Origin of the sequence: Pseudomonas sp. MWU13-2105, assembly GCF_023242315.1 — a bacterium.
Taxonomy (GTDB): Bacteria; Pseudomonadota; Gammaproteobacteria; order Pseudomonadales; family Pseudomonadaceae; genus Aquipseudomonas.
In genome coordinates, this window is the sequence record NZ_JALLIY010000002.1 from 67,359 (window position 1) to 92,135 (window position 24,777).

At 63.8% G+C, this 24,777-nt stretch carries 26 protein-coding genes and 1 other RNA gene; 11 read left to right on the plus strand and 16 right to left on the minus strand.

Features of this window, described 5'->3' with window-relative positions; translation table 11 throughout:
- The first annotated feature begins 74 nt into the window (after nucleotides 1-74).
- Nucleotides 75-491: a flagellar basal body-associated protein FliL gene (locus tag M5B96_RS03040; protein WP_248795019.1), complete on the plus strand. Its 417-nt coding sequence runs from the start codon at nucleotides 75-77 to the stop codon at nucleotides 489-491.
- A 187-nt stretch (nucleotides 492-678) separates the two neighbouring features.
- On the opposite strand, the gene M5B96_RS03045 is transcribed toward M5B96_RS03040, so the two are convergent.
- From M5B96_RS03045 to M5B96_RS03060, 4 genes are all read right to left on the minus strand, one after another.
- On the minus strand, nucleotides 679-1,797 hold the full coding sequence (locus M5B96_RS03045) for an ABC transporter permease (protein WP_248795020.1): 1,119 nt from the start codon (nucleotides 1,795-1,797) through the stop codon (nucleotides 679-681).
- Nucleotides 1,797-4,520, minus strand: a complete 2,724-nt coding sequence (gene rbbA / locus M5B96_RS03050) for a ribosome-associated ATPase/putative transporter RbbA (RefSeq protein WP_248795021.1) — start codon at nucleotides 4,518-4,520, stop codon at nucleotides 1,797-1,799. Before rbbA ends, M5B96_RS03045 begins: the two co-directional genes overlap by 1 nt.
- Nucleotides 4,517-5,482 carry an HlyD family secretion protein gene (locus M5B96_RS03055; protein ID WP_248795022.1) on the minus strand — a complete coding sequence of 322 codons (966 nt, stop codon included), beginning with the start codon at nucleotides 5,480-5,482 and terminating at the stop codon, nucleotides 4,517-4,519. The genes rbbA and M5B96_RS03055 overlap by 4 nt, the downstream gene beginning before the upstream one ends.
- Before the next feature lie 174 nt (nucleotides 5,483-5,656).
- Nucleotides 5,657-6,106, minus strand: a complete 450-nt coding sequence (locus M5B96_RS03060) for an EVE domain-containing protein (protein WP_248795023.1) — start codon at nucleotides 6,104-6,106, stop codon at nucleotides 5,657-5,659.
- Between the two features lie 184 nt (nucleotides 6,107-6,290).
- Between M5B96_RS03060 and M5B96_RS03065 the strand changes: the two genes are divergently transcribed.
- The gene (locus tag M5B96_RS03065) at nucleotides 6,291-6,449 is read left to right on the plus strand and encodes a hypothetical protein (protein ID WP_100942082.1); all 159 of its coding nucleotides are present in this window, start codon (nucleotides 6,291-6,293) and stop codon (nucleotides 6,447-6,449) included.
- Between the two features lie 33 nt (nucleotides 6,450-6,482).
- Here the strand turns inward: M5B96_RS03065 and M5B96_RS03070 are convergent, their stop codons facing one another.
- The 4 genes from M5B96_RS03070 to M5B96_RS03085 all read right to left on the minus strand — a co-directional run bounded on the left by M5B96_RS03070 (nucleotide 6,483) and on the right by M5B96_RS03085 (nucleotide 7,908).
- Nucleotides 6,483-7,088 (minus strand): 5-formyltetrahydrofolate cyclo-ligase, encoded by a 606-nt coding sequence (locus M5B96_RS03070; RefSeq protein WP_248795024.1) that lies wholly within the window; start codon nucleotides 7,086-7,088, stop codon nucleotides 6,483-6,485.
- A gap of 86 nt (nucleotides 7,089-7,174) precedes the next feature.
- A non-coding RNA gene (gene ssrS, locus M5B96_RS03075) (6S RNA) lies at nucleotides 7,175-7,353 on the minus strand.
- Nucleotides 7,354-7,384: 31 nt separating this feature from the next.
- Nucleotides 7,385-7,702, minus strand: a complete 318-nt coding sequence (locus M5B96_RS03080; protein ID WP_100942080.1) for a cell division protein ZapA — start codon at nucleotides 7,700-7,702, stop codon at nucleotides 7,385-7,387.
- Entirely contained in the window at nucleotides 7,699-7,908 is a 210-nt protein-coding gene (locus M5B96_RS03085) for a TIGR02449 family protein (RefSeq protein WP_100942079.1), read from the minus strand. The genes M5B96_RS03080 and M5B96_RS03085 overlap by 4 nt, the downstream gene beginning before the upstream one ends.
- A gap of 145 nt (nucleotides 7,909-8,053) precedes the next feature.
- Between M5B96_RS03085 and M5B96_RS03090 the strand changes: the two genes are divergently transcribed.
- The 8 genes from M5B96_RS03090 (at nucleotide 8,054) to gcvH (ending at nucleotide 17,052) form a co-directional block, all read left to right on the plus strand.
- A complete protein-coding gene (locus tag M5B96_RS03090) occupies nucleotides 8,054-8,608 on the plus strand; it encodes a YecA family protein (RefSeq protein ID WP_248795025.1) in 555 nt (184 codons plus the stop codon).
- 31 nt (nucleotides 8,609-8,639) lie between these two features.
- Nucleotides 8,640-9,974, plus strand: coding sequence for a Xaa-Pro aminopeptidase (pepP, locus tag M5B96_RS03095; RefSeq protein ID WP_248795026.1), 1,335 nt, complete (start codon nucleotides 8,640-8,642; stop codon nucleotides 9,972-9,974).
- Nucleotides 9,971-11,158, plus strand: coding sequence for a 2-octaprenyl-6-methoxyphenyl hydroxylase (ubiH, locus tag M5B96_RS03100; protein WP_248795027.1), 1,188 nt, complete (start codon nucleotides 9,971-9,973; stop codon nucleotides 11,156-11,158). Before pepP ends, ubiH begins: the two co-directional genes overlap by 4 nt.
- Nucleotides 11,159-11,251: 93 nt before the next feature.
- Complete coding sequence (locus M5B96_RS03105; RefSeq protein ID WP_248795412.1) at nucleotides 11,252-12,469, plus strand: 2-octaprenyl-3-methyl-6-methoxy-1,4-benzoquinol hydroxylase; 1,218 nt, start codon at nucleotides 11,252-11,254, stop codon at nucleotides 12,467-12,469.
- 157 nt (nucleotides 12,470-12,626) lie between these two features.
- Nucleotides 12,627-13,628: an extracellular solute-binding protein gene (locus M5B96_RS03110; RefSeq protein ID WP_248795028.1), complete on the plus strand. Its 1,002-nt coding sequence runs from the start codon at nucleotides 12,627-12,629 to the stop codon at nucleotides 13,626-13,628.
- A 126-nt stretch (nucleotides 13,629-13,754) separates the two neighbouring features.
- On the plus strand, nucleotides 13,755-15,371 hold the full coding sequence (locus M5B96_RS03115) for an ABC transporter permease (protein WP_248795029.1): 1,617 nt from the start codon (nucleotides 13,755-13,757) through the stop codon (nucleotides 15,369-15,371).
- Between the two features lie 155 nt (nucleotides 15,372-15,526).
- On the plus strand, nucleotides 15,527-16,609 hold the full coding sequence (gene gcvT, locus M5B96_RS03120) for a glycine cleavage system aminomethyltransferase GcvT (protein ID WP_248795030.1): 1,083 nt from the start codon (nucleotides 15,527-15,529) through the stop codon (nucleotides 16,607-16,609).
- Between the two features lie 59 nt (nucleotides 16,610-16,668).
- Nucleotides 16,669-17,052: a glycine cleavage system protein GcvH gene (gene gcvH / locus M5B96_RS03125; protein WP_248795031.1), complete on the plus strand. Its 384-nt coding sequence runs from the start codon at nucleotides 16,669-16,671 to the stop codon at nucleotides 17,050-17,052.
- Nucleotides 17,053-17,297: 245 nt separating this feature from the next.
- On the opposite strand, the gene M5B96_RS03130 is transcribed toward gcvH, so the two are convergent.
- The 6 genes from M5B96_RS03130 to M5B96_RS03155 all read right to left on the minus strand — a co-directional run bounded on the left by M5B96_RS03130 (nucleotide 17,298) and on the right by M5B96_RS03155 (nucleotide 22,817).
- On the minus strand, nucleotides 17,298-18,437 hold the full coding sequence (locus tag M5B96_RS03130; RefSeq protein WP_248795032.1) for a DegT/DnrJ/EryC1/StrS family aminotransferase: 1,140 nt from the start codon (nucleotides 18,435-18,437) through the stop codon (nucleotides 17,298-17,300).
- A gap of 236 nt (nucleotides 18,438-18,673) precedes the next feature.
- Nucleotides 18,674-18,994 carry a DUF2388 domain-containing protein gene (locus M5B96_RS03135; RefSeq protein ID WP_248795033.1) on the minus strand — a complete coding sequence of 107 codons (321 nt, stop codon included), beginning with the start codon at nucleotides 18,992-18,994 and terminating at the stop codon, nucleotides 18,674-18,676.
- 67 nt (nucleotides 18,995-19,061) lie between these two features.
- Nucleotides 19,062-19,511, minus strand: coding sequence for an NfeD family protein (locus M5B96_RS03140; RefSeq protein WP_248795034.1), 450 nt, complete (start codon nucleotides 19,509-19,511; stop codon nucleotides 19,062-19,064).
- A gap of 10 nt (nucleotides 19,512-19,521) precedes the next feature.
- A complete protein-coding gene (locus M5B96_RS03145) occupies nucleotides 19,522-20,442 on the minus strand; it encodes an SPFH domain-containing protein (protein ID WP_248795035.1) in 921 nt (306 codons plus the stop codon).
- Nucleotides 20,443-20,554: 112 nt separating this feature from the next.
- Nucleotides 20,555-22,336, minus strand: coding sequence for a GspE/PulE family protein (locus tag M5B96_RS03150; RefSeq protein ID WP_248795036.1), 1,782 nt, complete (start codon nucleotides 22,334-22,336; stop codon nucleotides 20,555-20,557).
- Between the two features lie 142 nt (nucleotides 22,337-22,478).
- On the minus strand, nucleotides 22,479-22,817 hold the full coding sequence (locus tag M5B96_RS03155) for a hypothetical protein (RefSeq protein ID WP_248795037.1): 339 nt from the start codon (nucleotides 22,815-22,817) through the stop codon (nucleotides 22,479-22,481).
- A 139-nt stretch (nucleotides 22,818-22,956) separates the two neighbouring features.
- Between M5B96_RS03155 and M5B96_RS03160 the strand changes: the two genes are divergently transcribed.
- Entirely contained in the window at nucleotides 22,957-23,433 is a 477-nt protein-coding gene (locus tag M5B96_RS03160; RefSeq protein WP_103495529.1) for an Lrp/AsnC family transcriptional regulator, read from the plus strand.
- Between the two features lie 4 nt (nucleotides 23,434-23,437).
- Here the strand turns inward: M5B96_RS03160 and M5B96_RS03165 are convergent, their stop codons facing one another.
- Both M5B96_RS03165 and M5B96_RS03170 read right to left on the minus strand, forming a co-directional pair.
- Complete coding sequence (locus M5B96_RS03165) at nucleotides 23,438-24,106, minus strand: alginate O-acetyltransferase AlgF (protein ID WP_248795038.1); 669 nt, start codon at nucleotides 24,104-24,106, stop codon at nucleotides 23,438-23,440.
- Complete coding sequence (locus M5B96_RS03170) at nucleotides 24,103-24,762, minus strand: SGNH/GDSL hydrolase family protein (RefSeq protein WP_248795039.1); 660 nt, start codon at nucleotides 24,760-24,762, stop codon at nucleotides 24,103-24,105. The genes M5B96_RS03165 and M5B96_RS03170 overlap by 4 nt, the downstream gene beginning before the upstream one ends.
- Nucleotides 24,763-24,777: the final 15 nt, after the last annotated feature.

The following is a 24,777-nucleotide window of genomic DNA, read 5'->3' on the forward strand; positions in this document are numbered from 1 at the left end:
CGCCATAAGCTTTTTGCTTGGGCAGGGCGGTGCGGGTCGCTATGCTAGGCCGCAAACCGGATAAGGAGCGAATTGTGAAAGCGTTGATCATGTTGATGTTGGCCCTGTCCCTGCCACTGGCGGCAGTGGCAGCGGAAGAAGCCAAGGAAGGGGAAGCGGCGGGCCCGAAAGTCAGCTATATCAGCCTGACGCCGCCGTTTGTCGGTAACTATGGCCTCGATGGCAGCCCGAAACTCAAGGTATACAAGGCCGATGTGGCCCTGCGCGTGACCGGTGAAGAGGCGGCCAAGGCGGTCAAGGCCAATGAGCCGTTGATCCGTAACCAGCTGGTGGCGCTGTTCGCCCAGCAGACCGTGGAGTCGATGAGCAATGTCGAGGCCAAGGAAAAGATGCGCCAGGAAGCGCTGAAGCAGGTTCAGCAGGTGATGAGCGATGAAACCGGCAAGCCGGTGATCGAGGACCTGCTGTTCAATAACCTGATCGTTCAGTAACGCTCAAGAGGCATACCGGGCCCCGTGTGGCGAGCGGGCTTGCCCGCGCCGGGGCGTGAAGCGGCCCTGAAACCGGCTATCTCGGTCTACCTGACACACCCATTTCTCCGGTTTTAGGGGGCTTCGCCCCCAGCGCGGGCAAGCCCGCTCGCCACAAGACCGTGCTCGGCTTTGGCTGAGTGGCAACTCAGGACGCCAGGCTCTTGCGAAACCGCGCCAGGGCAATCGAGAAGAACACCAGGCCGATAGTCGCCAGCGCCAGTACATCCGGCCAGACCACGCTGATTCCGGCATTGCGGAACAGGATGGCCGCGCTCAGGCTGACAAAGTGCGTCGACGGCGAGCCCTGCATCACCCATTGCAGCCACTGCGGCATGCTGTCCAGCGGCGTGCTGCCGCCGGACAGCAGGAGCATGGGGATAATCACCGGGATCGCCAGCAAGCCGAACTGTGGGGTCGAGCGGGCCAGGGTTGCGAGGAAAATCCCCAGCGCCGTGCTGGCGAACAGATACAGCGCCGTTACCCCCAGGAACAACCCCAGCGAGCCGGCCAGCGGCACGCCCAGTGCGCCCTTGACGATCACCTCCAGCGACACCCAGGTGCAGATCACCACCACCAGCAGGTTGCTCCAGATTTTCGCCAGCATGATTTCCAGGGCCGTGAGCGGCAGCACCAGCAGGTGATCCAGGGTGCCGTGCTCGCGTTCGCGCAGCAGCGCGGTGCCGGTGAGGATGATCGCCAGGATGGTGATGTTGTTGACGATCTGGATCACCGCCAGGAACCAGCCACCTTCCAGGTTGGAGTTGAACAACGCCCGGCTGGTCAGTAGCACCGGCGTCTGGCTCGCGGCGTCGGCCTGGCCGCCGTACTCGAGGAGTTCGCGTTGGAAGATCCGCCCGATATAGCCGGCGCCCATGAAGGCCTGGCTCATGGCAGTGGCGTCGACATTGACCTGAATGGTGGGTGAGCGGCCGGCCAGCAGGTCGCTCTGGAAGTTGGCCGGCACATTGATCACGAAGGTGTACTGGCCGCTGTCCAGGGCGGCGTCCAGGCGGTCGTAGGCCAGCGCCGCCGGGCGCTGGAATTCCGGCGGTTGCAGGGCATCGCCCAGTTTGCGCGACAGTGCGCTGCGGTCCTCGTCCACCAGGGCGACACTGGCGTTGTGCACGCCGATCACCGAGCCGGCCGCGGGCATGTAGATCGCCACGCTGAAGGCATAGAACAGGAACAGCAGCAGGACGCTGTCGTGGCGCAGGCTGGTCAGTTCCTTGATGCCGAGGCGCAGGATGTGGGTGAGCTTGTGCATCAGGCCTCCTGCTTCTTGAGCATGATCAGGCTCAGGCCGGTAAAGGCGACGAAGAATCCGAACAGCGCCAGGCACTGCGGCCACAGCTCACGCAGGTCCAGGGCCTTGGTGAAGGTGCCGACGGCGATATCGAGAAAGTGCCCGGCGGGGAACAGCATGCCCATCAGCGCGGCACCGCCGTCCAGCGACGAGCGCGGCACGATCAATCCGGAAAACTGGATGGTCGGCAGACTGGTGATGATCATGGTGCCGAGGATCGCGGCGATCTGGGTACGGGTGAAGGCCGAGATCAGCAGGCCCATGCCGGTGGTCGCCAGCACATAGAGCACGCCGCCCAGGGCCAGGGTCAGGCCGCTGCCCTTGAACGGCACGCCGAACAGCCAGCGGTTCATCGCCACCAGCAGGGCCAGGTTGACCAGGCTGACTGCCAGATAAGGCGCCTGCTTGCCCAGCAGGAACTCCAGGCGGGTCAGGGGCGTGGCATAGAAGTTGGTGATCGAACCGAGCTCCTTCTCGCGGACAATGCCCAGGGCGGTGAGCATCGCCGGGATAAAGGCCAGGATCAGCGCCATGACGCCGGGGCCGATGGCGTTTACGCTGACCACGTCCTGATTGTAGCGAAAGCGGGTTTCCAGGCGGGCGGCGGGGCGAGTGTCGTAGGCCGGGCTGCTTTGCGCCGCCAGTTGTTCGAGGTTGGCCTGATGCACGGCCTCGACATAGTTGCGACTGGTTTCGGCACGGAACGGCATGCCGCCGTCCAGCCAGGCGGCCACCGTGGGTTGGCGTCCGGCATACAGGTCGCGGCCGAAGCCCGGGGGGATCTCCAGCGCCAGCTTGATTTCCGAGCGTTGCAGGCGCTGGTGCAGTTGCGCGGCATCGCGGATCGGGGTTTTCTCATCGAAGTAGCGCGAGCCGCGGAAGGCTTCCAGGTAGGCCCGGCTTTGCGGTGTCTGGTCCTGGTCATAGACGGCGAAGGCGAGGTTCTCCACATCCAGGGAAATCCCGTAGCCGAAGATCACCATCATGAACAGCGCGCCGAGCAGGGCGAAGGCCAGCCGTACCTTGTCGCGCAGCAGTTCCTTGCCTTCGCGGCTGGCCACGGCCAGCAGGCGCGCGGGGCTGAAGCCGGTCTTGTTCGGTGCCAGGCTGGATGTCGGCGGCGCCGTGTCGCCTGTGGCGGCCTGGGGCTCCGGCGAGCTGCCTTGTGCTTGCTCCAGGCAGCGGACAAAGGCCGCCTCCAGTGTGTCACCGTGGAACTGCCGTTGCAGGGCGTCCGGGGTGTCGCAGGCGAGCACTTGGCCGGCATGCATCAAGGAAATGCGGTCGCAGCGCTGGGCTTCGTTCATGAAGTGGGTGGAGAGAAAGATCGTCACTCCCTGTTCCCGCGACAGTTCGATCAGCAGGCGCCAGAAGTCGTCCCGAGCCGCCGGATCGACTCCGGAGGTGGGTTCGTCGAGGATCAGCACTTCCGGGCGATGCAGCACCGCCACCGCCAGCGACAGGCGCTGGCGCAGGCCCAGGGGCAGGGCGCCGGACGGCTGCTCGGCGATCTGGCCGAGGTCGAAGCGCTGGATCAGCTCTTCGATCCGTGTCGCGCTGTCGGCCTTGGGCAGGTCGAACAGGCGTGCATGCAATTCAAGGTTCTGCCGCGTGCTGAGCTCGCCATACAGCGAGAAACTCTGGGACATGAAGCCGACGCGTTTGCGGGTTGCCAGGTCCGCGGCGTCCACCGGCTTGCCGAGCAGCGTGGCGCTGCCTTCGCTGGCCGGCATCAGGCCGGTGAGGACCTTCATCGTGGTGGTCTTGCCGCAGCCGTTGGAACCGAGAAAACCGAAGATCTCGCCGCGGCCGATGGCGAAGCTGACCTTGTTTACCGCCGTGAAGTCGCCGAAACGCAAGGTCAATTCGTGGGCTTCGATGGCGATATCGGTCTGGCTGCCGCTGCGTGGCGGGATCACCAGGGGTTGGTTGTCGTGGCCGCTGTCGCCCTGGTAATGGGTGAAGGCGTCGTCGAGCTTGCCGCTCGCGGTGCTGGCGGCGAGCTCCGGGCTCGGGCCCGCGGCGATCAGGCGGCCACGGTCGAGCATCAGGCAATGCTCGAACTGTTCGGCCTCTTCCATATAGGCGGTGGCCACCAGCAGCGTCAGTTGCGGGCGTTGGCGGCGGAATTCGTCCACCAGTTCCCAGAAGCGCCGCCGCGACAGCGGGTCGACGCCGGTGGTGGGCTCGTCGAGGATCAGCAGGTCGGGGTCGTGGATCAGCGCGCAGCACAGGCCGAGTTTCTGCTTCATGCCGCCGGAGAGCTTGCCGGCCGGCCGTTCGCTGAAGTGCTCAAGGTCGGTGGCGCGCAGCAGGTTGTGCATGCGCAGGTTGCACTCGGCTTTGCCCAGGCCGAACAGAGTGGCGAAGAAGCGGATGTTCTCGCTGATCGACAAGTCGGGGTAAAGGTTGCCGCCCAGACCTTGGGGCATGAAGGCGATGCGCGGGTACAGGCTGGCACGGTGGCGGCGCTCGTCGATCGCCCCACCGAGCACTTGCAGTTGGCCTTGCTGGAGCTTCTTGACCCCGGCGATCAATCCTAGCAGGCTGGATTTGCCGGCGCCGTCCGGGCCGATCAGACCGCAACGGGTACCGACGGGCAGGCTGAAGGCGATATCGACCAGGGCCTGTTGGTCGCCGTAGCGATGCTGGATGCCACTGGCTTGCAGCGCCAGGTCGCTCATTTCAGATTGGCCGGCCAGTCCACGGGGCTTGTGCGCACGTAGCCGGCGCCGGGCATGCCGGGCTTGGCCTGGGGCACGGCGGCGGGCTCGGTCAGGCGCAGTTTGACCCGGAACACCAGTTTCTGCCGCTCGTCACGGGTCTCCACTTCCTTGGGTGTGAACTGCGACTTGGCGGCGACGAAGGCGACTTTCGCCGGCAACGGGTGTTCGGGCAGGGCGTCGAGCACGACCCGGGCGTCGTCGCCCTGGGTCAGGCGGCCGACCACGGAGGCGGGCAGGTAAAGGTTCATGTACTGGTCGTTGGGGTCGATCAGCAGCAACACCCGGCCGCCGGCGCCGAGGACTTCCCCGGGTTCGGCCAGGCGCAACTGGATAATGCCGTCGAGGGGCGCGCGCAGGCTGCTGTCATCGATTTCGCTGGTCAGCTGGGCGACCTGGGCCTGGGCCGCGCCGATGGCGGCGCTGGTGGCCGAGACCTGGGCCTTGGCGGCGGTCAGCGCGGCGCTGCTGGTATCGTAGCGGGATTGTTGCTGGTCGATCACCTGGCCGCTGGCGAAGCCGCGCTGGGACAGTTCGCGAAAACGCTTGAGCTCCTGGCCGGCGAGCAACAGTTCGCTTTGGCGCAGTTGCACGTTGGCCTGGTTCGCCGCGAAGTTCTCGCGGGCCCGCAGCACTTCGGCTTCGGCCTGGTTGCGCTGGGCTTCGAGGGTGCGGGTGTCGATGCGGGCGAGCAGTTGCCCCTGGGTGACCTTGTCGCCTTCGTTGACCAGCACTTCGGCCAGCCTCCCCGGGGTTTTGCTGGCGATCTGCACTTCGGTGGCTTCGAGGCGGCCGTTGCCCATGCCGAGGCCTTCGGGCAGGCGGTCGTGAAGGGATTTCCAGTAGCCGAAGCCACCGGCGGCGGCCAGTAGCACGAGGAGGGCGGCGGCGAAAAGACGGGAACTGTGTTGATTCATCGACATTGCTGCATCCTGCGTCAGTAGCGGCCGATCTTGACCGAATGCGTGGCGAAACGCGTTGATATTGGTCAAATGAACGGTAAGCCTAACCTGAATCGGGTGCAGGGTGCATCGTTGGACGTTGTGTTGTTCGTGCCGGCCTCTTCGCGGAGCTTGCCCGCGAAGAGGCCCTTGGATTCAGCGCAAGGCCAGAACTGCGGCCCACTGTTCGGCGGTGACCGGCATCACCGACAACCGGCTGCCTTTCTGCACCAGCGGCATCTCCGCCAACTCGGCCTGCTGCTTCAGGTAACCAAGCCCGAGCACCTTGCCAAAGGTTTCCACATGGGCGACCTGCAATGCGCTCCAGGGATTCTTCTCGGCACTGGCCTTGGGGTCGTGATACGCGCTCTCGGGGTCCAGCGCCGTCGGGTCCGGATAGGCCGCCGCGACAATCCGGCCAATCCCGGCAATCCCCGGCTCCGGGCAACTTGAGTGATAGAAGAAAAACTCGTCGCCGAGCGCCATAGCCCGCAGGAAATTGCGCGCCTGGTAATTGCGCACGCCATCCCAGCGCGTCTCACCGAGCTTGGCCAGGCCGCCGATGGACAGCTCGTCGGGCTCGGATTTCATCAGCCAATAGGCCATGGTTTTGCTCCTTGGGCAATTTGTCGGGCAATTCCGCGTACTAACCGACGGTCGGTTGACGCCAATGTTTGCGTAGTGCTTCACGTTATCGCAAAATGCCGGGATTTTAAGCTTGACGCTGCTGCACGGCCTATAACGAAAACCGTTGCTGTCATCGTGGATCATTTGCCTAGGGGGGCAATCGATGAAACGCAAACCGGATTTACTATGGATTTTGGTGATTTTGTTCGGTTTGGGCGTGGTCACTACCGGCTATGCCCAGGGCCTCTGGTCCGGCAAGAAAGACGTGCCGGTGGAAATCGTCCAGCAGCAGCCGCAGCAGTCGACCCTGTTCAAGCGCTGATCCCGGCGGCTCTTGCCGGATCGCCCCGACTCGTTATTGCGCGAAATACCAGGCGCGGTCCGTGACCGTGCCTTGTAATGGCACATCCCAGCTGGCCTGATTCAACTTCCCGACTTTCTGACATTCATGGGCCAGCCCCAGCAGCGTCGGCTTGCGCCAGCTTTGGCGGCGGGCCAGATAAGCCAGGCTGCGGTCATAGAAACCACCGCCCATCCCCAAGCGTCCACCCTCGATATCGAAACCCACCAATGGCAGCAGCACCAGGTCCAATGTCCAGACCTTGCGTTGCGCGGCCAGGTTGACCCGTGGTTCGAGAATACGAAAACGATTGGGTTGCAGCTTCTCCCCCGGCCGAATGCGCTGGAACACCATCCGCGTGCGCGGCCAGGCGCTCAGCACCGGCAGATAGGTGTGCTTGCCGCGTCGTTGTGCTTCACGCAGCAGCAGGCGCGGGTCGATCTCACCGTCAGTGGGCAGGTACAGGGAGATATGGCGGGCGCGACGAAACAGCGGGTGTTGTGCCAATTGCCGATACAGGCCGCGAGCAGCCTGGCGTTGTTCGCTGGCGCTGAGTGCGCGGCGGGCTTTGCGCAGCAGTCGTCGAAGTTGCGGGCGGGAAGGCGGCGCAGGTTCGGTCATGGCATCTGGCTTGGGCAATCGAGCGACCAGGACGGCAACTCGTTAACACCAATGCCGGCAATGATAGCCGGCAGTGGATTGGAATCAGGCTCCCCGACGTACCGCTGTCGGCTTAGCCCTTGAACCCGAGAGTTCAAGGTGGAAGTTGCAGGAGGCCTTAAGGCTTTCCGTCTAGCGGACATGCGCACCGGCCCCAACGTGCAACTCCCGTGGTTTTGCGAATCGGCTCAGGGACATCACCAACTGGCAAGCACTCCAGGGAGTGGCATCAGTATACCCGAAACTGGCCGTAGGAATCAGCCTTTGCTGTTGTCCGGATCAGCGGACAGCGCCAAATCGACACGATCGAGCAGATCCCGTACCTGTTCGCGGGTCGAGCCACTGGCCTGTACATCAGGGCGCTCCTGGCGGTGCAGCAGGTCGTGGGTGATGTTCAGCGCGGCCATCACGGCGATGCGGTCGGCACCGACGACTTTGCCGCTGCTGCGGATCTCGCGCATCTTGCCGTCCAGGTAACGAGCGGCACTGACCAGGTTGCTGCGTTCTTCCTGCGGGCAGATGATCGAATATTCTTTGTCGAGGATCTGCACGGTCACGTTATTGCTTGAACTCATGAGTCTTGCTCCAGGGCTTTGAGGCGCGAAATCATTGATTCGACCTTACGCCGGGCGATTTCGTTTTTTTCAATGAGGGTTGCGCGCTCCTCGCGCCAGGTCTTTTCCTGAGCTAGTAAGAGTCCGTTTTGGCTTTTTAGTTGCTCGACCCGGGTAATCAGCAGTTCGAGTCTGGCCATCAGCGCGTGCAGGTCGGTGTCTTCCATCGGGTATCCACTGAATATGACTGATGAGCGGTAGTAATCACAGCATGGAGCAAACGTTTGGACGGCCGATGGTCTGGCTCGTGCGCGAATGCTAGGATACAAGGCCTTCATTCTAGACATTGCGCCGCTTGGCGCCTAGCCGCCCATGCCTATTCAGAATTCCCCGTATAACGCCTTTGCCACCCTGCTGAGCACCAGCGGTCACCCTGTCTCGCCGGCCGAACTGCACGGCCTGTTGCTCGGCCGCAGCTGCGCCGGTGCCGGCTTCGAAGCCGACAGCTGGCTGGTGGACGCCGCCGAGCTGCTCGAAGGCGAACCGCAAGATAACGTGCGCAACGCCCTGATCGGCTTGCAGGAGATGGTCAAGGGCGAGCTTACCAGCGACGACATGACCGTTGTCCTGCTGTTGCCCACCGACGACGCGCCGCTGACCGAGCGCGCCATTGCCCTGGGCCAGTGGTGCCAGGGTTTCCTCGCCGGTTTCGGCCTGACCTACCGCGCCAACGCCCTGAGCGTCGAAGCCACCGAGGTGCTCCAGGACCTGGCGGCCATCGCCCAGGTGCAGGATGCCCTGGAAGAGTCCGACGACGGCGAAAGCGATTACATGGAAGTCATGGAATACCTGCGGGTCGCGCCGTTGCTGCTGTTCACCGAAATCAACAAACCGGCTGAACCGGCTGCCAAGCCTTCTCTGCATTAAGACGCCTTCAGACAGGGAGCCCCATCTGCCCATGATCCATATCCCGAAAGCGGAATACGCCCGGCGCCGCAAGGCCCTGATGGCGCAGATGGAACCCAACAGCATCGCGATCCTGCCGGCCGCTGCCGTGGCAATCCGCAATCGCGATGTCGAGCACGTCTATCGCCAGGACAGCGACTTCCAGTACCTGAGCGGCTTTCCCGAGCCCCAGGCGGTGATCGTGCTGATCCCTGGCCGCCCCCACGGCGAATACCTGTTGTTCTGCCGTGAGCGCAATGTCGAGCGCGAGCTCTGGGACGGCCTGCGCGCCGGCCAGGAGGGCGCGATCCGTGACTTCGGCGCCGACGACGCGTTTCCGATCAACGATATCGACGACATTCTCCCGGGCCTGATCGAAGGGCGCGACCGGGTCTATTCGGCCATGGGCAGCAACCCGGAATTCGACCGGCACCTGATGGAGTGGATCAACGTGATCCGTTCCAAGGCCCACCTCGGTGCGCAACCGCCGAACGAATTCGTTGCCCTGGATCACCTGCTGCACGACATGCGCCTGTATAAATCGGCGGCGGAAGTGAAGGTGATGCGCGAGGCCGCGGCGATTTCCTGCCGGGCCCATGTGCGCGCGATGCAGGCCAGCCGCGCCGGCTTGCATGAATTCAGCCTGGAAGCCGAACTGGACTACGAGTTCCGCAGGGGCGGGGCGAAGATGCCGGCCTATGGCTCCATCGTCGCGGCCGGGCGCAACAGCTGCATCCTGCATTACCAGCAGAATGACGCGGTGCTCAAGGACGGTGACCTGGTGCTGATCGATGCCGGTTGCGAGATCGACTGCTACGCCAGCGATATCACCCGCACCTGGCCGGTCAGCGGACGGTTTTCGCCGGAGCAGAAGGCGATCTACGAACTGGTGCTGGCGGCCCAGGAAGCGGCCTTCGCCGAGATCGCGCCGGACAAGCATTGGAACCAGGCCCACGAGGCCACGGTGCGGGTGATTACCGCCGGGCTGGTCGAACTGGGGCTGTTGCAGGGCAATGTCGACGAGTTGATCGCCGCCGAAGCCCACAAGGCGTTCTACATGCACCGTGCCGGTCATTGGCTGGGGATGGATGTGCATGATGTCGGCGACTACAAGGTCGGTGATCAATGGCGCGTGTTGGAGGTCGGCATGGCGCTGACCGTGGAGCCGGGGATCTATATCTCCCCGGACAACCAGAACGTGGCGAAGAAATGGCGAGGCATCGGTGTGCGCATTGAGGATGATGTAGTGGTGACCAGGCAAGGCTGTGAAATTCTTACCGGCGGCGTGCCCAAGACCGTCGCCGGGATCGAGGCATTGATGGCCGCTGCCCGGACCGAAGCGGCATGAGTCGGGTCAATCTGGCGATCATCGGTGGTGGCCTGGTCGGTGCCAGCCTGGCGCTGGCCTTGCAGGCCGGGGCCAAGGCCCGGGGCTGGAAGATTACCCTGATCGAACCGTTCGCCCCCGGCGACAGTTATCAGCCCAGCTACGACGCGCGTTCTTCGGCGCTGTCCTTCGGCGCCCGGCAGATCTATCAGCGCCTGGGTGTGTGGCAGTCGATCAGCCAGCGGGCCGAGCCGATCAAGCAGATTCATGTGTCCGACCGCGGACGTTTCTCCACGGCGCGCTTGTCCGCGATGGAGGAGGGCGTGCCGGCCCTGGGCTACGTGGTGGAGAACGCCTGGCTGGGGCAATGCCTGTGGCAGGCGCTGGACCGGGACGTGATCAGTTGGCGATGCCCGGCCGAAGTCACCCACCTGCAACCGCTGGAAGACGGCTATCGACTGACCCTGGGTGATGAAACCCAGCTGGACTGCGACCTGGCGATACTCGCCGACGGTGGCCGCTCCGGGTTGCGCGAGCAACTGGGGATCGGGGTGCGCAAACGCTCCTATCACCAGAGTGCCCTGATCGCCAATATCACCACCAGTGAAGTCCACAACGGCATGGCTTTCGAGCGCTTTACCGACGAGGGGCCGATGGCCTTGCTGCCGTTGCCGGAGAATCGTTGTGCGCTGGTCTGGACCCGGCAGGGGATGGACGCCCAGCGCTTGGCCGAACTGGACGAGCGCAGTTTCCTCGCGGAGTTGCAGGGGGTGTTCGGTTATCGCCTGGGCACCTTGCGCCAGGTCGGTGCGCGGCACCTGTACCCGCTGAGCCTTGTGGAAGCCGAAGAGCAGGTGCGGGCGCATCTGGTGGTACTGGGTAACGCCGCCCACAGCCTGCATCCGATTGCCGGGCAGGGTTTCAACCTGTCCCTGCGCGATGCCCAGGCCCTGGCCGAGGCCTTGCTGGCGAGCACCGCGGCGCTGGGCGACCTGGCGACCTTGCAGGCTTACCAGGCGCGTCAGCGCCTGGACCAACAGCTTACAGTGGGTTTCTCCGACCAGGTCACCCGCCTGTTCGGCAACGCCCAGCCGCTGGTGGCCCTGGGGCGCAATATCGGCCTGCTGGGCCTCGACCTGCTGCCGCCGGCCAAACGCTGGTTCGCCCGGCAAGCGATGGGCCTGGGTACCCGTTCCGATGTCTAGGGCCTGTATCGACATCCCAAACCCTGCGGGAGCCGGCAAGCCGGCTCCCGCAAGGGGCATGCTCACTCTTCATTACAGGCTTAAAGCATGGAAATGCGCGCAGATGTGCTGATTGTCGGGGCCGGAATGGTCGGAAGCGCCCTGGCCCTGGCGTTGAAAGACAGCGGGCTGGAGATCCTCCTGCTCGATGGTAGCCCGCTGAGCGTCAAGCCGTTCGACCCGCAGGCGGCTTTCGAGCCGCGGGTCAGCGCCTTGTCCGCCGCCAGCCAGCGGATTCTCGAACGCCTCGGTGTGTGGGCCGGGATCAGCGCCAGGCGGGCCAGCCCGTACCGCGACATGCAGGTCTGGGATGGCAGCGGCACCGGGCAGATCCACTTCTCGGCGGCCAGCGTGCATGCCGAGGTGCTGGGGCATATCGTCGAGAACCGGGTGGTCCAGGATGCCCTGCTCGAGCGTCTGCATGACTGCGACATGGGCCTGCTGGCCAACGCACGTCTGGAGCAGATGCGCCGCTCCGGCGACGATTGGCTGCTGACCCTGGCCGATGGCCGCAAGCTGCGCGCGCCGCTGGTGATCGCGGCGGACGGCGCCAACTCGGCGGTCCGTCGTTTGGCCGGTTGCGCCACCCGCGAATGGGACTATCTGCACCACGCCATCGTCACCAGTGTGCGCAGCTCGCGACCGCACCAGATGACCGCCTGGCAGCGCTTTACCGATGACGGCCCGTTGGCCTTTTTGCCGCTGGAGCGCGATGGCCAGCAGGACTGGTGCTCGATCGTCTGGTCGACCACACCGGAGCAGGCGCAGCGCCTTATGCTGCTGGAAGAGGAAGACTTCTGCCGGGAACTGGAGCGGGCCTTCGAAGGGCGGCTGGGCACGGTGCTTTCGGCTGATGCGCGGCTCTGCGTGCCGCTGCGCCAGCGCCATGCCAAGCGTTATGTGGCCGAAGGCCTGGCGCTGATCGGCGATGCGGCGCACACCATTCACCCATTGGCCGGCCAGGGCGTGAACCTGGGCTTCCTCGATGCGGCGGTGTTGGCTGAAGTGCTGTTGCATGCGTGCGAGCGCGGCGAGCGGCTGGCGGATGTGCGCGTGCTCAGCCGTTTCGAACGGCGGCGCATGCCCCACAACCTGGGGTTGATGGCGGCGATGGAAGGCTTCGAGCGGCTGTTCCAGGCCGACTCGCTGGCGCTGCGCTGGCTGCGTAACACCGGATTGAAGAGCGTCGAACAGATGCCCGAAGCCAAGGCGCTGTTCGTACGCCAGGCGCTGGGGCTGACGGGCGATCTGCCGGAACTGGCCAGGGCTTGATGGTTTTAGCGGGGCTTGCTCGCGATGAACGATTACACGGTCTCATGGGCAGACCCTTGTGCAACATCTGGTAACTCCTCCGTCTACGGTTAGGTTTGAGAAGCGAAATGTGAGTCACTATCATTTCGCGCTCATTTCGTAATCGAGAGACCGCCCCATGTTGGCACCCAAGCGTCTACTGACGGCCCTGGCCCTTTCCTTCATGGCCAGCACTGCCCACGCCGCCGACGAAGTGGTGGTCTACTCTTCGCGCATCGACGAACTGATCAAGCCGGTCTTTGACGCCTATACCGCGAAGACCGGGGTCAAGATCAAGTTCATCACCGACAAGGAAGCGCCGCTGATGCAGCGGATCAAGGCCGAAGGCGAAAACGCCAGCGCCGACCTGCTGCTCACCGTCGATGCCGGCAACCTCTGGCAGGCGGAAAAAATGGGCATCCTGCAGCCCTTCACGTCCAGGCTGATCGATGCCAATATTCCGCCGCAATACCGTTCGTCCGCCCATGCGTGGACCGGCCTGAGCCTGCGCGCGCGGACCCTGGCGTACTCCTCCGAACGGGTCAAGCCCGCCGACCTGAGCAGCTACGAAGCCCTCGCCGACAAGCAGTGGGAAGGCCGTCTGTGCCTGCGCACGGCGAAGAAGGTCTACAACCAGTCGCTGACCGCCACCCTGATAGAAGTCCATGGCGCCGAGAAGACCGAGCAGATCCTCAAGGGTTGGGTTGGTAACCTGTCCACCGATGTGTTCTCCGACGATATTGCCGTGTTGCAGGCGATCAATGCCGGGCAGTGCGACGTCGGGATCGTCAACACCTACTACTACGGTCGCCTGCACAAGCAGAACCCGAACCTGGCGGTCAAACTGTTCTGGCCGAACCAGGGCGATCGTGGCGTGCATGTGAATCTCTCGGGCATCGGCCTGACCAGGTACGCCCCCCATCCGGAAGCGGCCAAGGCCCTGGTGGAGTGGCTGACCACCCCCGAGGCACAACGCATCTTCGCTGACGTGAACCAGGAGTTCCCGGCCAACCCGGCGGTGCCGCCGTCGGCGGAAGTGGCGAGCTGGGGCCGGTTCGTTCCCGATACCTTGCCGGTGGAAATTGCCGGCAAGCGCCAGGCTGAAGCCATCCGCCTGATGGATCGCGCCGGCTGGAATTGAGCAAGCTACAACTCCAGGCCAGATGCCATCCTGTGGTGAGCGGGCTGGTGTGGCGAGCGGGTTTGCCCGCTCACCACAAATGGTCAGCCCAACTGATCGCCGTATCCCTTTGCTCCGAGAACCACCTTGGCCCATCCCGCTCAACGCCGCTGGTACCTTCCGGTCTTTGCCGTCGCCGCCCTGGTCCTGCTGCCGCTGAGCGTGCTGCTGTTGTCCTGGCAGGCGATCGACCTGCAGATCTGGTCCCATCTCTGGGACACCCAGCTGCCACGCCTGCTGGGCAACACCCTGACCCTGGTGCTGGGCGTCGGCGTCGGCGTCACCTTGCTTGGCGTCAGTCTGGCCTGGCTCACCAGCCTTTGCGAATTCCCCGGTCGGCATTGGCTGGATTGGGCGCTGATGCTGCCGTTCGCCATCCCTGCCTATGTGCTGGCGTTTGTCTTTGTCGGCCTGCTGGATTTCTCCGGTCCGGTGCAGAGCCTGTTGCGTGAGTGGTTCGGCAGCGGCCTGCGCCTGCCCCGGGTGCGATCCACCGGCGGGGTGATCCTGGTCCTGATGCTGGTTTTCTACCCCTACGTCTACCTGCTCGCGCGCGGCGCCTTCATGGCCCAGGGCAAGGGCCTGATGGAAGCCGCCCGGGTGCTCGGGCAATCGCCCTGGCAGGCGTTCTGGCGGGTGGCGTTGCCCATGGCACGTCCGGCCATCGGCGCCGGCGTGGCCCTGGCGTTGATGGAGACCCTGGCGGATTTCGGGGCCGTCGCGGTGTTCAACTTCGACACCTTCACCACCGCCATCTACAAGACCTGGTACGGCTTCTTCAGTCTCTCCAGCGCCGCGCAGTTGGCCAGCCTGCTGCTGCTGGCGGTGATGCTGGTGCTCTACGGCGAACGTCGCGCCCGTGGTGCCGTGCGCAGCGGCAATGAACGCCCACGGGCCCAGCCGCTTTATCACCTGCACGGCTTCAAGGCCCTGGCGGCCAGTGCCTGGTGCCTTCTGGTATTCGCCTGCGCCTTCGTCATCCCGCTGCTGCAATTGCTGGCCTGGTTCTGGCAGCGCGGTCGCTTCGATCTCGACGAGCGTTACTCCGGGCTGATCCTGCACACCTTGTACCTGGGCGTCCTGGCGGCCCTGATTACCGTCAGCGTGGGCCTGCTGCTGGCCTTTGCCCGGCGCCAGGCGCCGACCCGGGCCATTCGCGCCGGGGTCAGCCTGGCCAATCTCGGCTACGCACTACCGGGCTCGGTGCTGGCGGTGTCGATCATGCTTGCGTTCAGCTATCTGGACCGGGTCCTGGTGGTTCCGCTGTCGGGCTGGCTGGGCGGGGCGGGCAAGCCGTTGTTGCTGGGCAGCCTGTCGGCCTTGTTGCTGGCCTATCTGGTGCGGTTTATCGCCGTGGCCCATGGCCCGCTGGAAAACAGCCTGGCCCGTATCCGACCTTCTTTGCCCGAGGCGGCGCGCAGCCTTGGGGTCAGTGGGCCACTACTATTTTGCAAAGTGTATCTGCCGTTGCTGCTGCCCGGGGCCTTGAGCGCGGCCTTGCTGGTGTTCGTCGATGTGCTCAAGGAAATGCCCGCTACCCTGCTGATGCGTCCGTTTGGCTGGGACACGCTGGCGGTGCGGATCTTCGAAATGACCAGCGAAGGGGAGTGGGCACGGGCCTCGCTGCCGGCTTTGACGCTGGTGTTGGTCGGGTTGTTGCCGGTGATCGGCTTGATTCGTCGTTCGGCGCATCGCATCGGCTAGGTGTCATGGCTCCCCCTTGCGGCTACAATGCGCGGCATTCGGTGCGGTCCGTCTGACAGACCGGGTACGAAACAGGACTCAAGGCCCCATCCATAAAGGGCTCAAGCCGGTTTCCTGCCTGTCCGCGCCTTCGCCACGCCCGGAAGGAGAAACCCATGGGACAGCGTACGCCTCTCTATGACCTGCACCTCGCCCTCGGCGCGAAGATGGTCGATTTTGGCGGTTGGGATATGCCACTGCATTACGGCTCGCAAGTCGAGGAGCACCATCAGGTGCGACGGGACTGCGGCGTGTTCGATGTCTCGCACATGACCGTGATCGATATCAGTGGCAGCCAGGCCAAGGCCTGGTTGCGCCACCTGCTGGCCAATGATGTCGAGCGCCTGGACGGTGCCGGTCGCGCCTTGTACAGCGCGATGCTCAACGAGCACGGTGGGGTGGTCGACGACATGATTGTCTATCGCACCGAGGCCGGTTACCGCCTGGTGGTCAATGCCGCCACCCGTGATCAGGACATGGCCTGGATGCAGGCCCGGCTCGCCGGTTACGACGTGCAACTGCACGAGCGTCCGGAGCTGGCGATGCTGGCGATCCAGGGGCCCCAGGCCCGGCACAAGATCGCCGAACTGGTGAGCCAGTCCCGCGGCCAACTGATCCAGCAACTCAAGCCCTTCGAAGGCCGCAGCGACGGTGACTGGTTTATCGCCCGCACCGGCTACACCGGGGAAGACGGCCTGGAAATCATCCTGCCGGCCGAGCAGGCGCCGGGTTTCTTCAACGATCTGGTGGGCGCGGGTATTTCGCCCATCGGCCTTGGCGCCCGTGACACCCTGCGCCTGGAAGCCGGCATGAACCTTTACGGCCAGGATATTCACCAGGACGTTTCGCCGTTGGCGGCCAATATGGCCTGGACCGTTGCCTGGGAGCCGGCGAATCGCGATTTTATCGGGCGTAGCGCCCTGGAGGCGGAAAAAGCCGCCGGCGCCAAGCTCAAGCTGGTCGGACTGGTGCTGGAAGAGCGCGGCGTTCTGCGGGCTCACCAGGTGGTTCGGATCGCCGAGGTTGGCGAAGGAGAGATCACCAGTGGTAGTTTCTCTCCTACGCTTAGCAAGTCGATTGCGCTGGCGCGTGTTCCTGCCGCCACGGCTGATCGCGCCGAAGTTGAAATTCGTGGCAAATGGTACCCGGTTCGCGTGGTAAAGCCGACGTTCGTGCGTCATGGCAAAACCTTGATCTGATTTTTCCGGCGGGCCCTCGATCGCTCCGCCACTGATACTTAAATTTGAGGACACTGAATATGAGCGATATCCCAGTTGATCTGCGTTTTGCCGAAAGCCACGAATGGGCCCGCCTGGAAGCTGACGGTACAGTTACCGTCGGCATCAGCGACCATGCCCAGGAAGCCTTGGGCGATGTGGTGTTCGTGGAGTTGACTGAAGTCGGTACCGAGTTCGCCGCTGGCGATGCGGCCGGTGTGGTCGAGTCGGTGAAGGCCGCTTCGGATATCTATTCGCCGGTGTCGGGCGAGGTGATCGCGGTCAACGAAGCGTTGTCCGGCGAGCCTGAGCTGCTGAACTCCGATCCGTACGGCGCGTGGATCTTCAAGCTCAAGCCGAGCAATGCGGCGGAGCTGGAGAAGTTGCTGGATGCGGCGGGTTACAAGAAGGCTATCGGCGAGTAATCCACCAGCCTGGTTTTTGTGGGAGCACTCATTTTCTGAGTGCGCTCACTGGTGGCGAGTGGGCTTGTCGGAACGCCGCACCGCCACGCTCAGCTGCGAAGCAGTCGCAAAACCGACTAACTCGGCTTTGATCTACCGCGTTCGTTGGTTTTAGGGCCGCTTCGCGGCCCAGCGCGGGCAAGCCCGCTCGCCACAGGACTGAGCAAGCCCTCTCTCCATCGCAGTGGAAGAGGGCGTTGCCGGTGTTACGGTTGCAGGACCGCCTTGACCGCGGCCACCGAACGCTCGACATCGGCCTTGGTCATGGCGTTGAACATCGGCAGCGACACGATCAGGCGCCCGACGCGCTCGGCGATCGGGAACATGCCTTCCTTGAAACCGCGCTCGCGGTACAGGCTCAGCAGGTGGATCGCCGGGTAGTGATAGCCGATGCCGATGCCGCGCTGCTTCATCTCTTCCATGAAGGTTGCCCGGGCCGGCTGGCCGTCCTGACGCTCCGGCAGTACCAGCTGGAACATATGCCAGTTGCTGTTGGTGAAATCCTTCACCGGTAGCTGCGCGCCGTATTTCTCTTCGAAATCACTGCCGAAGCATTCGAAATAATATTCGGCCAGCTCACGGCGGTGCGGGGTGATCTTGTCGATATGGGCAAACTGGCCCAGGCCGATGGCGGCGGCCACGTCGGTCATGTTGAACTTGCCGCCCAGCACGTCCACGTCGAGGCCGTCATGGCCGGTACGGGTCACGCCCTGCAGGCGATACTTCTCGGCCAGGCGGGCTTCTTCGGCGTTGTTCAATACCAGGCAGCCGCCTTCGGAGGATGTGATGTTCTTGTTCGCCTGGAAGCTGAACGACACCAGGTCACCGAGGGCACCGATCTTCTGGCCGTTCCATTCCGAACCCAGGGCCTGGGCGGCGTCTTCGACGATGCGCAGGTTGTGTTTCTTGGCGATGGCGTACAGGCGGTCCATGTCCACCGGCAGGCCGGACAGGTAAACCGGGATGATCGCCTTGGTGCGTGGGGTGATGGCGGCCTCGACCTTATCCAGGTCGATATTGCGGGTCACCGGGTCGATATCGGCGAAAACCGGGGTCGCGCCGACTTCGATGATCACGTTGGCGGTCGCCACCCAGGAGATTGGCGTGGTGATCACTTCGTCGCCCGCGCCGATACCGGCGATGCGCAAGGCGATTTCCATGGTGCAGGTGCCGGAGTTGAAAGTGCGTACCGGACGCCCGCCGAAGTACTCCGACAGTTGCGCTTCAAAGGCCGCGACCTTCGGACCGCTGGTGATCCAGCCGGAACGCAGGACATCGCCGACGGCGGCAATGGTCGCTTCGTCGATGGTCGGTTTGGAAAAAGGCAGGAAAGGAAGTTCGCTCATGGGGTCGTGACGTCCGCTGTGAAGGCCGGCAGTGCTCTACCGGCAGTGAAGAGTAGGCAGCAAGGCTGCAATGCTGCCGATGATACTGTTTTAAGGTGAAAATTCAGTGCTTTTTTTGCTGTCCGGACGCTGAACGAACACGCCGGGCCGCTGCCCGGGCGACGGCCGGCGGTTTCTGCCGGGCAACGCAAAACGCCGCGGTTAAGCGGCGTTTTGACTGGGGGGAAGCCTTTGGATCAGTCTTCGGCGACAGTGTTCTTCGCCAGGATGGCGTTGGCCAGCTCCATGTCGGTGACCTTCAGGCCCGGGTTGTCGGCTCGCAGTTTCTGCATGGCGGCCTCCAGGTAAGGGCCACGGATGCCGCCATTGCTGGCGACGAAGCTGCTGGCATCGTCCTGGGCCGCGGCCACCAGCTTGTGGTCTTTCCTGAAGGTCAGGTAGGTGGAACCGGTGGTGGCGCCAGAGGAAAGGACGTTGCGCCAGAACTCGTCGGCCATCGCCGCGCCAACGGGAAGGGTAAACAAGGCCAATGCGACAACTGCTGTTTTAAGACGCATGAGGGTGACTCCGGTGTGGGTATTTGAAAGGTTTGATTGCCGTTGTCATGCCGGAGTTCAATTGACTTCACTCAATCCTTTGCACATGCAAGGTACTGCCGTCCTGGCCGACCACCCGGACCCGGGTGCCGACCTCGCAATCCGGCCCGCTGGCCATCCAGACACTGTCGCCGACCTTGATCTTGCCGCGGCCGGCGACAATGGCGACATGCACCATGAAGGTCCTGCCGACCAGATCATGACCGCGTTCGTTGAGCCCAGGCTGGTCGCTGGGCCGGGCGTTGCTGCGCTGGCGCTTCCACCAGAGCCAGGCGGTGAGGATCGACAGCACGCCGAACAGGACGAATTGCAAGGTCCAGTGCAGGCCGGGAATCAGGTAGGTCAGGACGCCCACGGCGGCGGCGGCGGTCCCGACCCACAGCAGGTAACCGCCGGCACCGAATATTTCGAGAATCAACAACAGCGTGCCGAGGGCCAGCCAGTCCCAGAAGGACAGGTGTTGCAGGAATTCCCACATGGGCGCTGCCTCAGGGTTTCTTGCTGTCGAACGTGGCCTTGACGATCTCGCCGATGCCACCTATCGCGCCGATCACCTGGCTGGCTTCCAACGGCATCAGGATCACCTTGCTGTTGTTGGCCGAGGCCAGCTTGCCCAGGGCGTCGATGTATTTCTGCGCGACGAAGTAGTTCACCGCCTGCACGTCACCCTTGGCGATGGCCTCGGAGACCACCTGGGTGGCCCGGGCTTCGGCTTCGGCCTGGCGCTCACGGGCCTCGGACTGGAGGAAGGCCGACTGCCGGGCGCCCTCGGCTTCGAGGATCTGCGCCTGCTTCTTGCCTTCGGCGGTGAGGATCGCCGAGGCGCGCAGGCCTTCGGCTTCGAGGATTTGCGCGCGCTTGACCCGTTCGGCCTTCATCTGCCCGGACATGGCCGCCATCAGGTCGGCGGGCGGGCTGATGTCCTTGATCTCGATGCGGGTCACCTTGATGCCCCAGGGCGCGGTGGCTTCGTCGACGGTGCGCAACAGGCGCTCGTTGATGGCGTCGCGCTGGCCGAGCATGGCGTCCAGCTCCATGGAGCCGAGCACGGTGCGGATATTGGTCTGCAACAGGTTGCGGATGGCGTGTTCGAGGTTGTTCACCTCGTAGGCGGCCTGGGCGGCATTGACCACCTGGAAGAAGCACACGGCATCGATCTGGACCGTGGCGTTATCGGCGGTGATGACTTCCTGGGGCGGAATGTCGAGCACGCTTTCCATCACGTTGATCTTGCGGCCGATGCGGTCCATGACCGGGATGATGATATTCAGGCCCGGCTTGAGGGTGTTGGTGTAGCGCCCGAAGCGCTCCACCGTCCATTGATAACCCTGGGGCACGACCTTGAAGCCCATGAACACCAGGGCAATGGCCAGGCCGACGAAGAGTAGGAGTACGCTACCGATTTGCATGACGATTCCCTGTTGCAAGTGTTGATCGAGAAGGCGGTTACCTTGAGTGTAACGGGGCTTGCCGGGATAAAAAGTGTTTACTCGGCAATGGACGCATGTCGTGACACTTTCATCAGCGCTGCTCGCTCTGCGGCGTGACCCGCAACACCTCCTCGACGGTGGTCAGCCCCGCCGCGACCTTCTGCGCGCCGGACAGGCGCAGGCTGCGCATGCCGTCCTTGAACGCCTGGCGACGCAGGGCCAGGAGGTCGGTGTCGGCATGGATATGCGCCTTCAGGCCGTCGTTCAACACCAGGATCTCGTAGACCCCGGCGCGCCCGCGATAGCCGGTATCGCGGCATTCCAGGCAGCCGACGGCGCGCTGGGCGCCGCTCGGCATCGGCGCCTGCCAGGGCCGGGTCAGGCTTTGCCAGTCCTCCTCTTCCAGCTGGGTCGGCGCCTTGCAGTGCGGACACAGGGTGCGCACCAGGCGCTGGGCCATGACCCCGAGCACCGTGGCCTTGATCAGGTAATGCGGCACCCCCAGTTCCAGCAGGCGGCTGATGGCGCTCGGCGCGTCGTTGGTGTGCAGGGTCGAGAGCACCAGGTGCCCGGTGAGCGCGGCCTGGATCGCCATTTCGGCGGTTTCCAGGTCGCGGATCTCGCCGATCATGATGATGTCCGGGTCCTGGCGCATCAGTGCGCGCACGCCGCTGGCGAAGGTCAGGTCGATATTGTGCTGGACCTGCATCTGGTTGAAGGCCGGTTCGATCATCTCGATCGGGTCCTCGATGGTGCAGAGGTTGACCTCCGAGGTCGCCAGCTTCTTCAGGGTGGTGTACAGCGTGGTGGTCTTGCCCGAGCCGGTGGGGCCGGTGACCAGGATGATGCCGTTGGGCTGGCGGGTCATGTCCTGCCAGCGGCGCAGGTCGTCGGCACCGAAACCGAGTTGGTCGAAATCCTTGAGCAGCACTTCCGGGTCGAAGATGCGCATCACCATCTTCTCGCCGAACGCGGTGGGCAAGGTCGACAGGCGCAACTCGACTTCGCCGCCGTCCGGGGTCTTGGTCTTGACCCGGCCGTCCTGGGGCTTGCGCTTTTCCGCGACGTTCATCCGGCCCAGGCTTTTCAGGCGGCTGACAATCGCCATGGTCACCTGGGGCGGGAACTGGTAGACGTTGTGCAGCACGCCGTCGATGCGGAAGCGCACCGTGCCCTGTTCGCGGCGCGGCTCGATATGGATATCGCTGGCCCGCTGCTGGAAGGCGTACTGGAACAGCCAGTCGACGATGTTGACGATATGGGCATCGTTGGCGTCCGGCTCCTGGTCGCTGGCGCCGAGGTTGAGCAACTGCTCGAAGTTGCCCGGGTTGTGGTTTTTCTGATCGACCAGGCTGGCCCCGCTGACCGACTTGGCCAGGCGGAAAAACTCCACGGTGAAGCGCTGGATATCCAGCGGGTTGGCCACCACCCGGCGGATCGGCAGTTTCAGCACGTGGCTGAGGTCGGCCTCCCAGGCCCGCACATGGGGTTGGGCGCTGGCGATGGTCACGCTGTCACGGTCGACCGCCACCGCGAGGATCTTGTGTCGTTGCGCGAAGGCGTAGGACATCAACGCGGTTACCGCGGCCACGTTGATCTTCAGCGGATCGATGCGCAGATACGGCTGGCCGACGTGGCGGGCCAGCCAGAGGGTCAGGCTTTCCAGGTCCAGGGTCTTACCCGGACGGCTCAGGTCATCCAGCTGCTGGCCGGCGATGAACTCCAGCGGATGCTGCTGGGTCGTGCGCGAGTTACGCCGAGTGGCCAGGGCCTGTTCGGCCGCGTCCTGGCTGATAAAGCCCTGGGCGACCAGTTCGCGCAACAGCTCGTTGACATCCAGCCAACGATCCGGGGAGAGGGGGGCGACGGGCATGCGGGCTCCTATTCGGTCGGTCCTGCAACCAGCGATCCAGACGTAGTCCCTGTCTGATCGTCAATTGCCAAGAATAGACGCGAGGCTGCCTGACGTTGGCGTCGATACCAAGACAAAGATTGCGATTCTTTGCAAAAAACCTTCAGCCCACGGCTTGTGCGCTGTGCAGTTGTGCGCCTTGGGTCGGTTGCAGGGCCACCGAGCAGACGCTGATCAGGTTGCGCATTTTTTCACCGATGACCTGGGCGCGGTGCCAGCTCAGGCCGTCCAGCACGATATCGATCGCCAGCAGTCCGTCGTCCTGTTGCGCCTGGACCTGTCGCGGGGTCAGGAACTGCAGGGCAAACAGGTTCAGCAGGCGGCAGAGCAGGTCCGGTTCGGCTTCGGCCAGCACCTGGTAGCGCACCTGGCAGTGGGCATTGCCCGCCGCCCAGACATCGGCACGGGTGGGGGCGTCATGGAGGGCTGCGGGAGAAGGCATGGTGGATTTCCTGGGGCGGCGACGGGATAGGTTGGAGAAATTTTTACACGCCGAGCCGGGTATTTCTTATCTATGATGGGCTGATAAGCTCTGATCAAGACATGATCTATTCGCTAGTAGCCAGTTAGAGGGGTTTTTTATGCAAGGCGAGCTGGACACCTACGACCGCCGGATCCTGGCCTTGCTGCAAGAAGACGCCTCGCTTTCCAGCGCGCAGATTGCCGAGCAGGTGGGACTGTCCCAGTCGCCCTGCTGGCGGCGGATTCAGCGGCTCAAGGAAGAGGGGGTGATCCGTGCCCAGGTGACCTTGCTGGACCGCAAGAAAATCGGCCTCAACACGCAGATCTTCGCCGAGGTCAAACTCAATGCCCATGGGCGCTCCAATTTCACCGAGTTCACCGAGGCGATTCGCGGTTTCCCGGAAGTGCTGGAGTGTTATGTGCTGATGGGCGCGGTGGATTTCCTGCTGCGGATCGTCACGGCGGACATCGAGGCCTATGAGCGGTTTTTCTTCGAGAAGCTGTCGATGGTGCCGGGAATCCAGGAGGTCAACTCCATCGTTGCCCTGTCCGAGATCAAGTCCACCACCAGCTTGCCGGTATTGCGCCCGGCCTGAGGGTTCATTGGGCAAAGATGTCCTTGACGAACACCAGGACCGGTTTGCCGTTCTGGGACAGGAGCAGCACCGTGTAGCGCTCTCCCGATTCCAGCATGCCCAGGCTCAAGGGCGCGGTGACCAGGGTACCGTCGCAGAAACCTTGCACGGACAGCTTGACCGGGTTGACGTCGCGTCGCTCCAGCAGACCGGGGTTCAGGTCATGGAAAATCGGCTGCTCCTGCCGACCTGCACGACGCAAGCCGCCGCCGGTACAGTCGGGGTCGGCGTTGATCAGCGCCAGCGACGCCTGGAGGCCATTGAAGTCTTTCGGTTGTTCGCGCACGGTCAGCAGTTCAAAGCCCTTGTCGCCGGGGACCACCACGAAGGTCACGAACTCGCCGGGGGCCAGGTTCAACTTGACCGGCACGCTGACGCCGGCACTGCTCAACGCGCCCGTGATCGGTTGGTCGGCGGGTACCGCGGAGAATACCGAGACGATCGCAGGCGCCAGTGTCGAAGGTGTCTGTTCGCCCTCCGGAAGCACCTCGAGGGGGCTGTCCAGGGCGTTGACGAAGCGAATGAATCCTGAGTCCCGGCTCGGCCCGGTGGGATAGAGCGCGGTATCGCCGTGGGCGGCAGCGAAGCTCATCAGCATCGCCAGGCCCAGCAGCAGTGCGCGCATCCGATTCATTTTCCCGCTGCCTTGAGCGCCGGTGCCTGCAACAGTGCCTTGACGATGTCCTCGCTCCAGGTCTGGTAGCCGGTGCGGGTCAGGTGCTGGCCGTCAATGGTCGCCCATTGGCCCTTGCTGGAGAACTGCAACGAGTCGATATAGCTACACGGCGCGACGTTTTTCGACAGGAAGTCCGACATTGTCTTGACCCGTTCGTAGGTCTTGCCGTACATGCCGCCTTCGCTGCCCCAGTTCGGCCCGACCCAGACGCAGGGCGTGTGGTGGGCGGCGATGGCCTTGACCAGGCTGTCGGTCTGTTTCCAGATCCAGGCCTTGGGGAAACTCGGTTTGTCGTAGCTGGCCATGGTGTCGCCCATGACAATCAGGGTGAGGTTGGGTTTGTCGCTGTCCAGCAAATCGCCGATCGAGCGGGTCGATGCGCCGACCAGCACCGTGGCTTCGGCCGTGCCCCGGCGTTCGGCGCCGCCGCAGGGGCTGGGCGTGGCCTTGAGCCAGTCGCCGGCATTGGCCCCGCAGATCCCCAGGGAGTGGACCTGGGCACCCTGTCGGCTGAGGGCCTCGTGCAGCGGGTTGAGCAGGAAATCCGGAGTGGCCAGGTGGCTGTCGCCGATGATCAGGATGGTCAGGCCCGCCAGTAGGGATGAGGTTGCCACAGTGCACGCTCCCTG